The sequence below is a fragment of the Corallococcus silvisoli genome, assembly GCF_009909145.1.
GTDB classification, from domain to species: Bacteria; Myxococcota; Myxococcia; order Myxococcales; family Myxococcaceae; genus Corallococcus; species Corallococcus silvisoli.
Map to the genome: position 1 here is coordinate 1,358,907 of NZ_JAAAPJ010000001.1, position 11,169 is coordinate 1,370,075.

Annotated in this window: 3 protein-coding genes and 2 pseudogenes; 1 reads left to right on the top strand and 4 read right to left on the bottom strand. The window is 73.2% G+C overall.

From position 1 onward, the window contains the following. The first annotated feature begins 82 nt into the window (after positions 1–82). Positions 83–1,111 carry a hypothetical protein gene (locus GTY96_RS05495; protein WP_161664048.1) on the top strand — a complete coding sequence of 343 codons (1,029 nt, stop codon included), beginning with the start codon at positions 83–85 and terminating at the stop codon, positions 1,109–1,111. 159 nt (positions 1,112–1,270) lie between these two features. On the opposite strand, the gene GTY96_RS38750 is transcribed toward GTY96_RS05495, so the two are convergent. The 4 genes and pseudogenes from GTY96_RS38750 to GTY96_RS05505 all read right to left on the bottom strand — a co-directional run bounded on the left by GTY96_RS38750 (position 1,271) and on the right by GTY96_RS05505 (position 11,169). Then, positions 1,271–4,843, bottom strand: a complete 3,573-nt coding sequence (locus tag GTY96_RS38750) for an amino acid adenylation domain-containing protein (protein ID WP_456318755.1) — start codon at positions 4,841–4,843, stop codon at positions 1,271–1,273. A 12-nt stretch (positions 4,844–4,855) separates the two neighbouring features. Continuing rightward, positions 4,856–6,220: pseudogene (locus GTY96_RS38760) on the bottom strand (amino acid adenylation domain-containing protein); the annotation flags it as partial. Between the two features lie 114 nt (positions 6,221–6,334). Continuing rightward, positions 6,335–9,823 (bottom strand): annotated as a pseudogene (locus tag GTY96_RS38765) (condensation domain-containing protein); the annotation flags it as partial. After that, entirely contained in the window at positions 9,808–11,169 is a 1,362-nt protein-coding gene (locus GTY96_RS05505) for an MFS transporter (RefSeq protein ID WP_143898939.1), read from the bottom strand. The pseudogene GTY96_RS38765 and the gene GTY96_RS05505, both read right to left, overlap by 16 nt.

Sequence of the window (11,169 nt, forward strand, 5' to 3'; positions counted from 1 at the left end):
GACACGGCGACCGAAGTTCGGATAGGCACACCCGACGCCCCATCGCTGGGGAGCAGGCCTGGCGCCTGCGTGAGGACAGACCGTGGAATTCCGACACCTCTCCGCACCCGCCTGGTCGGCGTTCAAAGCCTGGCTGCTCAAGTTGACCGGCATTCCCATCGCCCGCCTGCGGCTCCTGACCGGCGGCTGTCCGGCGGAGGAGCTGCCCGCGCTCGCGAAGGAGCTCAAGCGCGTGCGGGCCGACTTCCAGAAGCGCCCCAACGCGGTCTCGGCCCCCGCGGACGAGGGACTCCGGCGGGACTACGCGGCGCTCGGGGTTCCCTGGTCCGCGTGGAGCGAGGTGGCGCGCGAGGTCCAGCGCGACCTGAAGCGCAAGCGGTACGCGCGCTGGACGGGAGCGGATGCGCTCGAGTTCCCCGAGGGGCCTTGCGCCGAGGACCTGATCACCGTCCTGTTGTTCGGGGGCGTGGAGCAGGCACGTCCCCATCTGCTGCGCCGCGCGTCGCTCGCCGCGGGCTCGCTCGAGGCGCTGTGGTGCCGCTGGCTGGCGGGTGAGCCGCTCGAACCCGAGACGCTGCGCTCGTTCGCGGGAGCGCCGGAGCGGCTCGCCGAGCCCCTCTACACCCCAGGCGTCGATGAGGTGCTGCCGCTGTTCTTCGTCGAGCCGGACCCCGCACGCGCCGAGCGGGCGCTGGAGATCGCCTCGGCCCAGGTGGGCTCGTCCCGGTCGCGACCGTTGAGGGGCTTCCTGCGCTCCCTGCTCGGCCTGTGGCGTCAGGACACTCCGGTGGAGGAGGTGAGGGCGTGCTTCGAGACGATGGTCGCGGCCGTCTCACCCTCCGACGTCGCCCAACTGAGCGCGCCCGCCTATCTGTATGGCCGATACGTCGAGGCACTTCCCCCGCATGTGCTGCTGGAGCGGATGGGCTCGCGTCTCGAGCGCATCGCCGTGCCTGCCCGGGTCGCCGATGTCCAGCCCGTCATGGAGGCCCTGGCCGCGCTCGAGGAGTTGACGGCCCTGGGCCTGGGCCTCCGCGTGGAGCAGCGGCCCGGAGAGGTGCTCCTCTCCGCGCAGGAGCCGGAGACTGGGGCCGGGGACGAGTTCCTGTAGCACCGCCGGATGAGGTGCGCGTCTTCCGGAGGGCCCCGCGCCTGGTGTGCTGGGCCCTGGGAGATTCCGCCTGCCTCGCCCACACCGAGAGTCGACGGCCGCGCGCCTTGCTCCCTTTGACGCGCTGACGCAGCGGCCGGATTCCGGGCGGACGCAGGTCTACCCGCGCCGCTTCCGTTCGAGCTGCGCTCGGAGCCGGTTCTTGCCCTCCGCCACGGCATCACTGCGTGCCGCGCTCACCTCCACGCCCTTCGGCTCCGGCTGGGACTGCCGCAGGTGCGCCGCGAGCGTGTGGACGGTGGTGAACTGGAGCAGCTCGACGAGGGGCAGGGGACGTCCCAGCCGCTGCTCCAGCCGGTGGTGGAGCTGCACGACGAGGAGGGAGTTTCCCCCCAGGTCGAAGAAGTTGTCGTGCACGCCCACGCGGTCCACGCCCAGGGCCTGTCGCCACTCTTCGGAGACGAGGGCTTCGAGCTCGTTACCGGGAGCGACGAAGGCTTCCGGGGCGGCCTGCGCGGACGGGGCGGGCAGGGCCTTCCGGTCGACCTTGCCGCTCGGGGTGAGCGGAATCGAAGCCAGTAACACGAAGGCGGCGGGCACCATGTAGTCGGGCACGTGCTCGCGCAGGTAGGCGCGCAGCTCCGCGGCGGTGGGGGCACGGCCGGACGCCGGGACGACGTAGGCGCAGAGCGCGCGCGCGAAGTGCTCGCCGTGCGCCAGCACCACCGCCGCCCGCACCCCGGCGTGCTGTGAGAGCACCGTCTCGAGTTCGCCCAGTTCGATGCGGAAGCCGCGGATCTTGACCTGCTGGTCGAGCCGCCCGAGGAACTCCAGGTTCCCATCGGGCCGGTACCGGGCCCGGTCGCCGGTGCGGTACATCCGCGCTCCAGGCTCTCCCCGCCACGGGTCGGCGATGAACCTGCTCGCCGTCAGCGCGGCATCCCCCACGTACCCCTCCGCGAGCACGTCCCCCGCGATGAACAGGTCTCCTGGGACTCCCACCGGGCAGGGTTCGAGGTGGCGGTCCAGGACATGGTAGCGGGCGTTCTGGATGGGCTTGCCGTACGGAATGCTCGCCCAGGAAGGGTCCACACGCCCAATCGGGTAGTGGTTCGACCAGATGACGGCCTCGGTCGCGCCTCCCAGGCTCACCACTTCGGCGGCTGGGAACGCGGAGCGGAGCTGCTCCGGGAGGGTCACCGGAATCCAGTCACCGGAGAGGAACACCCGCCGGAGCCGGCCGCCGCTCCCGCCCTTGAAGTACGGGACGCACTGCACGAGCGTGGCGGGGGCCGAGTCCCAGAGGGTGATGGGCTCCGTCTCCAGGACCCGTGCCAGGGCGCTCGGGTCTCGCAGCTCATCCTGGGTGGCGACGCGGATGGAGCCTCCGGCCGCGAGGAGCCCGAACACGTCGTAGACGGACAGGTCGAAGCCGATGGACGTCACGAAGAGCACGCGGTCGTCCGGGCCGACCCGGTAGGTGCGGTTCACCCACTCCACCAGGTTGATGACCGGCCGGTGCCGCACCGCCACGCCCTTCGGCGTCCCGGTCGAGCCCGAGGTGAAGATGATGTAGGCGAGGTCATCCGCGGTGGCGAGCCGGCTGGGCCTCGTGTGGGGCAGCCGCTCCGGCAGGCCTTCCCCATCCAGACACAGCACGTTCTTCAGCCCGGGCAGCGAGCCCCGGAGGGTGTCGAGCGTGGGGTGTGTGACGTCATCGGAGAGCACGGTGGCGATGCCGTGGTCCTCGAGGATCCTTCGCACGCGGGCGGGCGGGGTGCTGGCCGGCAGGGGGACATAGCAGCCACCTGCCTTCAGCACCGCGAGCATGGCGGGCACGAGTTCGAGGCCGCGCTCGAGCAGCAGCGCCACCGGGACGCCGGGCCCCACTCCGAGCCCGCGCAGGTGGTGGGCCAGCCTGTTCGCCCGCGCTTCCAGCTCGCCGTAGGTGACGGAGCGCTCCCCCAGCACCAGCGCGACCGCCTCGGGCCGCGCGTCGGCGCGGGCCTCGAAGAGCTGATGGAGGCACAGCCCGGAGGAGTAGGGGGCCCGCGTCGCGTTCCAGCCGTCGAGGATCCCGGTGCGTTCGGCGGGCGTGAGCAGCGGCAGCCGGGAGACCGGCAGGTCCAGCGCCGCCACCGCCCCCGACAAGAAGGTCTCGAACCCGGTGCGCAGGCGGACCGCGGTCTCCGCGTCGAAGAGGTCGCTGCTGTATTCGAGCAGCCCGGACAGCTCCCCGTCATCCCGCGAGAAGGCGAGCAGGAGGTCGAACCGGGCGCTGGGGTTGTCCAGCCCGATCCACTCGGAGGACAGCCCGGTCAAATGCACCGGGGGCATCGACGGCAGCACCGAGAGCATCACCTGCGCGATGGGCGTCCGGGCCGTGCTGCGCTCCGGTTGCAGGGCCTCCACGAGCAGGTTGAAGGGCAGGCCGGCATGGACCTGCGCCTCCACCGAGACCGCCCGCGCCCGGCCCAACAGCGCGCGGAGCGAGGGGTCCCCCCGGAGGTCTCCCCGGTGCACCACCGTGTTCACGAAGTTCCCGATGGAGGCCGCGACCTCGGGGTGGGGGCGATCCATCATCGGCGCCGCCACCAGGATGTCCTCCTGCTCCGACAGCCGGCCCAGGAACGCCCAGAACGCCGCCAGCAAGGTCTGGAACAGCGTCGTGCCCGCGGCCCTGCTGGTGGCGTCGATGCGCTCGACGAGCGGCGCCGGAAGACGGAATGCGAGCCGCCCGCCGCGGCTGCCGCGAATCGCCGGGCGGGGCCTGTCCGTTGGGAGCTGGAGGGTGGGCAGCGGGCCCGCGAGCTGGCGCTTCCAGTAGGCGAGGTGCGCCTCCAGCACCTCGCCCCGCAGCCAGCTCCGCTGCCAGACGGCGAAGTCCGGGTACTGCGCGGGGGGCGCGGGGAGCGCGGGCCGCCGGCCCTCCTGGAGCGCGGAGTACAGGGCGCCGAGCTCCTGCGCGAACGGCTCGTGTGAGCCGTCGAAGGCGATGTGGTGGGTGACCAGCGCGAGGACATGGTCCCGGGCGGAGACGCGCATGAGCCGCGCGCGCAGCATCCGTCCCTCCCTCAGGTCGAAGGGGCGGGCCGCCAGCTCCGAGGCCCGCTGGAGCGCCTCGCTCACCGCTTCCGGACCGGGCAGGTGCGAGCAGTCGTGGACGGGCAGCTCCAGCGGCGCGAAGGGCCGCACCTGTTGGAATGGCCGGCCGCCGTCCAGCACGTAGCCGGTGCGCAGCGCTTCATGCCGCTCGAGGATGGCGTCGAGCGCGCCCCGCAGCGCCGGGACGTCGAGCTCCCCCCGCAGCCGCAGCGCGGTGGGGATGTTGTAGGCCGGGCTGCCCGGCTCGAACTGCTCGAGGAACCACAGGCGCTCCTGGGCGAAGGAGAGCGGAGCGTGCGCCTCGCGCGGTCCGTCGGGAGCGAGCGGCGCGAGGTGCGAGGCGCTGGACTCCGTGAGGGCCCTCGCCTGTCCTTCCAGCGTCGGGGCCTGGAAGAGGCGGGCGAGGGGGACGTCGGTCCCGAAGACCCCGCGGATCCGCGCCGCGAGGCGGGCGACCATCAGCGAGTGGCCCCCGAGGGCGAAGAAGTCGTCGTCCACGCTGACGCCGGACACGCCGAGCAACTCGGACCACACGCCCGCGAGGCGGGCCTCGGTGGCATCCCGGGGAGGCGTCCCCGGCGCGTGGGCGGCCCCCCGTGCGGGAAGGGGCAGGGCCTCGCGGTCCACCTTGCCGTTGGGCAGCCGGGGCAGGGCCTCCAGCCGGACCCAGGCCGCCGGCACCATGTACCTGGGCAGGCGCCCTTGCAGCGCGTCGCGCACCGCCGCGAGCTCCGCCGTCCCGGACAGCACGACGTAGGCGCACAGGGCCGGCTCCCCCGCCGCGCTCTTGAAGGCGCTGACGAGCGCCTCCACGACGCCGGGGAGCTCCGCGAGCACGGCGGTGATCTCCCCCAGGTCGAGCCGGTGTCCGCGCAGCTTGAGCTGGTGGTCGTTCCGGCCCAGGTAGTCGAGCCGTCCATCGGGCCGCCAGCGGGCCAGATCCCCCGTCCGATAGAGCCGGCCCCCTCGGGGTGAGAAGGGATCCGCCACGAAGGCCGCGGCGGTGAGCTCGGGGCGGGCCAGGTAGCCACGCGCCACGCCCTCGCCCCCGAGGTAGAGCTCGCCCGTGACGCCTGGGGGCACCGGCTCCATGCGCGCGTCGAGCACGTACGCGCGCCGGTGCGCCAGCGGACGGCCAATGGCCGGGCGGTCCTCCCCCCGAGGGACGTGCTCGAAGGTGGAGTACGTCGTGTCCTCCGTGGGGCCGTACAGGTTGTAGACCCGGCACTCGGGGAGCAGCGCATGCACCGCGCGGACGAGGTGGCCGGACAGCGGCTCGCCCGCGAGGTTCACCACCCGCACCGAGCGGGGGATTGCCTTCAGCGAGACCAGCTCGGACATCGCGGACGGCACGGTGTTGAGCAGGGTGATGGGCTCGCGCGCGCGCCCGTCCGCGAGCGCCAGGACGTTCTCCACGAGCTCCACCCGGCCACCGCGCGACAGGGGCGCGAACAGCTCGAACACCGACAGGTCGAAGGTGATCGACGTTCCCACGAGCACCCGGGACAGGTCCGCCTCGGAGTACACGCCGTGCGCCCAGGCGATGAAGGCCGTGGCGCTGTGGTGTTCGATCATCACGCCCTTGGGCCGGCCCGTCGACCCCGAGGTGTAGATGACGTAGGCGAGGTTCCCTGGCCGGGCCGTGTCCTGGGGCGGATGCTCGGGCCACGCGCCGAGCGCCGCCGCGTCCCCATCCACCAGCACCACCCGGGCGCCGTGAGCCGGGAGCCGGGGCACCAGCGCCGCCTCGGTGATGAGCACCGGGATCCCCGCGTCCGCGAGCACGAAGGCCATGCGCTCCGCGGGGTGGTCCGGGTCGATGGGCACATACGCCCCGCCCGCCGCGAGCACGCCCAGCAGCGCCACGGGCAGGTGGCTGTCGCGGCGCAGGCAGACCCCGACCGGCACGTCCGGCCCGATGCCCAGGGTGGCCAGGTGATGGGCGAGCTGACTGGCACGCGAGGCCAGCCGCGAGTAGGTCAGGGGACCGTCGGCGGCGCTCACCGCGATGGCCTCTGGCGTGCGCCGGGCCTGCTCGAAGACCCCGTGGTGCAGCAGCGGGTTCCGGACCTCCGGCAGCGGGACGCGGGCCGGGTTCCAGCCCTCCAGCAACTGGTGGCGCTCCTGGGATGAGAGCAGCTCCAGCTCCGCGAGCCGCAGGTCTGGCCCGGCGGCGGCGGAGGCGAGCAGCCGATTGAGGTGGCCCGCCATGCGCTCCACCGTGCTCGCGTCGAACAGGTCGGTGTTGTACTCGAGCCAGCCCGCAACCGCCCCACCCGCGCTCTCCAGCAACAAGGACAGCTCGAAGGCGGCGCCCCGGTGGGGCAGCGCCAGCGAGCGCGCCTCGAGCGCCCCCAGCCTCCACGGGGCCGCGACGTCCTCGGGCTGCATCAGCGCCACGTCGCCCGGCGCGGTGGGCGCCCGGTCGAGCGCGAACAGCACCTGGAAGCCCGGGGGGCGGCTGGGGTCGCGCTGCAAGCGCAGCCGCTCGACGATGACCGGGAGGGGCAGCTCCTGGTGGTCGAGCGCGCCGAGCACCTCGCGCCTCGCGTGCTGGACCAGCTCCCGGAAGCGCGTCGGGCCGCCAGCGCGGGAGCGCAAGGGGAGGACGTTGACGAGGTAGCCCACCGGGTGGGTGTGCTCCGCCCGGGTCCGGCCGTGGAACGGCGCGCCGACGGTGAGGTCGTCCTGTCCGGTGTGGCGGTGCAGCAGGGCCTGGAAGCCCGCGAGGAGCACCACGAAGAGCGTCGTCTTCTCGGCGCGGGCGAGGGCCGCCAGCGCCGAGAGGACGGCCGGCTCCAGCCTCACCGGGTGCCTCGCCCCGGCGAAGGTCTGGGCGGGCGGCCAGGGCCTGTCGGTGGGCAGCGCGAGCAGCGGCGGCGCTCCGCCCAGCCGCTCCCGGTAGTACTCGAGCTGCCGGGCACCCTCCGGGCCCGCGATCAGCGCCTGCTGCCAGGCGACGTAGCGCGCCAGCCCCGAGGCCGGAGCGGGGAGCGCGGCGGGATGCTCCGCGCGGGCCAGCAACTGGCGCAGCTCGTCGAGCAGCAGGGACAGCGAGCCGTAGTCGGCTACGAGGTGGTGGACCGAGAGCAGCAGGACGTGGTGGTCGCGCCCCCGGGAGGCGAGGTGCGCGCGGAAGACCGGCCCCTCCTTCAAGTCGAAGGGCTGGTGCGCCACGTCGGCCAGCCGCTCCCGGCGGCGGGCCTCGTCCAGCCCGGAGAGGTCCGACGTGCCGAGCACCAGCGCCTCGCGCGGGAGGACCTCCTGGAAGGGCTCGCCCTCGTGTTCTCCGAACCGGAGCCGGAGGGCCTCGTGGCGATCCACCAGCGTCTGGAGGGCGGCGGTGAGCCGCGGCGGCTCCAGGGGGCCGCGCAGGTCGACGGCCAGGGAGAGGTGATACGCGGTGCTCGCGGGGTCCAGTGCCTGGAGGAGCCAGAGCGCCCGCTGGCCAGCGGACAGCGGGAAGGCGCCACCCGGCTCCGCTGGGGCGCCGGGGAAGAGCAGGGCCCCCGCCGGCGCGAAGGCACCACCCGGCTCCGCTGGGGTTCCGGGGCTGGCTTGCCGGGGCGCGCGCCGCGCGTCCTCCATCAGGGAGGAGAGCGTCAGGGCGAGCGACTCGATGGAGGCCCCATCGAGCAGCCTGCTGGTGGGAACGCGCACGCCCAGGTCGCCCTCGAGCTGCTGCGCCAACTGCACCGTCGCGAGTGAGTCCAGCCCGAAGGCCAGGAGGTCATCCTGGGGCGACAGGCCGGCGCTCGCGGAGGACCTCTGGCCGAGCAGGCCGAGCAGGTACGCTTGAAGCAGCGCCGGCCGCTCCTCGCGTCCGGCGGAGGCCAGCGCGGTGGGAGGAACAAGGCCGGGGGCGGCGGGCTCCTCCCGCAGGAGGACCTCCCCCACCTGTTCGAGGGTGCCCTCCAGGAAGGCGCGCCGGCACGCCTGACGCTGAACCTTGCCGCTCGACGTCTTCGGCAGCGCACCGCGCCGCAACAGACACACCGCATGCAAGTCGATGCCATGGCTGTCCGCCACGGCCTGACGGATGGCCCGCGCGATGGCGCCAGCCTCCGCCTCGGTGGCGGGCTCGGCTTCAATCGCGAGCACCGCGCGCTCTTCGCCCGCCTGCTCGACCGAGAACGCGGCCGCGCTCCCGGGGCGCAGCGCCGCGGAGGCGGCCTCCGCCGTTCGCTCCAGGTCCTGCGGGGCGTGATTGCGGCCCCGGATGATGAGGAGGTCCTTGGCGCGGCCGGTGACGAAGAGCTCCACCCCCTCGAGGAAGCCGAGGTCTCCGGTGCGAAGGAACGGCCCCTGGCCGTCCGCCAGCCGGGCGTGGAACGCGGCCTCCGTCCCGGCGGGGTTCTCCCAGTAGCCGCGGGCGATGCTCGGACCGCGGACCCAGAGCTCCCCGACGTGCCCGCCCGGCAGGGGGGTGTGGTGGACGGGGTCGACGATCAACACCTCGTGGCCGCGGACGACCCGCCCGCATGAGACCAGCGTCCTGGATGGCCCCGTCCCTTCCGCGGCCCGGGCCACGTGCTGGCCCAGCGCCGCGTCGTCGAGCCGCCTGACGGGAGGCGCGTCGCTGACGGCGCCCGACGAGACGATGAGCGAGGCCTCCGCCAGGCCATAGCAGGCCATGAAGGCCTCGGGCCGGAAGCCCGACACGGCGAAGGCCTCCGCGAAGCGCGCCAGCGTCTCCGGGCGGATCGGCTCGGCGCCGTTGAAGGCCACCCGCCACGACGACAGGTCCAGGGCGGCGCGTTGCTCCTCGGTGCTCTTCCGGACGCACAGGTCGAAGGCGAAGTTGGGGCCTCCACTCGTGGTGCCGCGAAACCGGGAGATGGCCTGCAGCCAGAGCAGCGGGCGCCGGAGGAAGGTCTCGGGCGCCATCAACAGCGAGGGGTAGCCCGAGTAGAGCGGCTGGAGGATGCCGCCGATGAGCCCCATGTCGTGGAAGGGCGGCAGCCAGAAGACGCCTCGCGTCCCCGGTGACTGCTCGAAGGCGAGGCGGATGCACTCGGAGTTGGCGAGGAGGTTCTGGTGGGAGAGGACGACGCCCTTCGGATGGGACGTGGACCCCGACGTGTACTGGAGGAAGGCCACATCCCCGGGGCGGATGCCGGGCGGTCTCCAGGTCTCTGAGGAGTCCTCGGGCAGCACGTCCGTGGCGATCCAGTCCATGCCGCCGAGGTCCGGCGCCTCGGCGGCCATGGCGCTGGCCAGCGGCAGGATGGCGTCGAGCGTGAGCGCCACCGCGCTCCGCGCATCACGGACGATCGCCTGCAGCCGCGGCAGCGTGCGCTGGAGCCGGGCGGGGTTCGGGGGGTATGCCGGAACGGCGACCACCTTCGCGTAGAGACAGCCGAAGAACGCGGCGACGTAGTCGAGGCCCGCGGGGTAGAGCAGCAGCGCACGCTCACCCTGCGGCGTCGATGCGAGCAGCCGCGCGGCGATGGCCCGGGCGCGGCGGTCGAGCTGGGCGTAGGTGAGCCGCGACTCGGTCCCGTCCTCGTCCCAGAAGGCATAGGCCAGCGTGTCGGGCTGGTGCTCCGCCCGTCCTCGCAAGAGCTCGACGAGGGTCGCCGCTGGGGGGATCAAGTGCCGCTCCATGAAGGGTGCGCCGGGGAAGGCAGGGCATCCGGCAGCTCATCCTCGACGTGCCGGAGGCGCGCGAACTGGTAGCTGACGATGACGGTGAGCACCGTGAGGCTGCCGATGACGATGTAGAGCAGGGCGATGCCCCGGCCCGTGCCCACGCCGATGAACCGCCCGACGCTGTCCGCCAGCGCTCCGCCGGGCGCCAGCAGCGGCTCGAAGACGTGGTCCGCGAGCGGTCCTCCCACCAGGTAGGCCAGCGGGAGCGAGGACCAGCCCAGCATGCGGCGGACGGAGAAGACCCGTCCCTGGACGTCCAGCGCCACCTTGCTCTGCCAGAGGGCCTGGCTGCTGCCGGTGACGATGGGGAAGCAGAACGACAGCATGAACACCGAAAGCCCCACGAGGAAGGCGTTCGGAAGCAGTCCTCCCAGGATGATGACGACGCCCTGGATGAGCGTGAAGCCGAGCACGCCATGGATGCGCCGCCGGGGGCCGCCCCAGGCGGTCATCGCCGCGGCTCCCAGGAGCAGGCCGGCGCCGCCGATGGACAGCAGGGTGCCCAGCGCCTTCGGAGAGGTGAAGCCCAGGATGAGTGGCGTGTACAGCGTGCGCGCCAGCCCGATCACCGTGAAGTTCGTGACGGCGAAGAAGATCAACAGCGCCCACAGGCCCGGCCGCGCCCGGATGTAGCTCCAGCCGTACGCGACCTCCGCGCCCAGCGAGGGCCTTCCTGTCCCAGCCCGGTCGTGGGGCTGGGGGCCCGGGGCCGGGCGCGGCAGCGCGGCCCGGACGGCCAGCAGGGTGACCATGCTGATGACGAAGGTGGAGAGGTCCATCAGGAGGACCCCGGGGAGGCGGAGCGAGGTGACCAGGAAGCCCGCCGCGAGTGGGGCGACGATGGCCGCTCCCGCCTCCGCCGCGTGGATCATCCCATTGGCGCGGCCCAGGTGCCGGGCGGGGAGCAGCAGCGGTGGCAGCGTGGAGTACGCCGGCCAGCGCATCGCGCCGAACAGGGAGTTGACCAGGGCCAGCACGCAGACGGTCGCGAACGACAGCTGCCCCGTCCAGGCCAGGAGCATCGCCGTCAGCACGCACAGGCCCTCGCCGAGGTCGGCGAGCAGCATCGCCCGGCGTCCCCCCCACCGGTCCACCAGCGCCCCGGCCAGCGGCAGCGCCACGACTCCCGGCAGGACGCCGAAGAACGCCACCAGCGTGAACCGGGTGTTCGAGCCGGTCTGCTCGAGCACCCAGAACCCGAGCGCGAAGGTCGTCATGCCCGAGCCGACGAGGGAGACGAACTGGCCGAGCCAGACGACGAGGAAGGTCCACATCCGGCTCGAATCGGAGCGCTCGGTCAT

What these genes read in the sequence shown, in the direction of transcription:
- GTY96_RS05505 (WP_143898939.1), bottom strand. Translation starts at nt 11,169, where the DNA reads ATGACCGAGCGCTCCGATTCGAGCCGGATGTGGACCTTCCTCGTCGTC.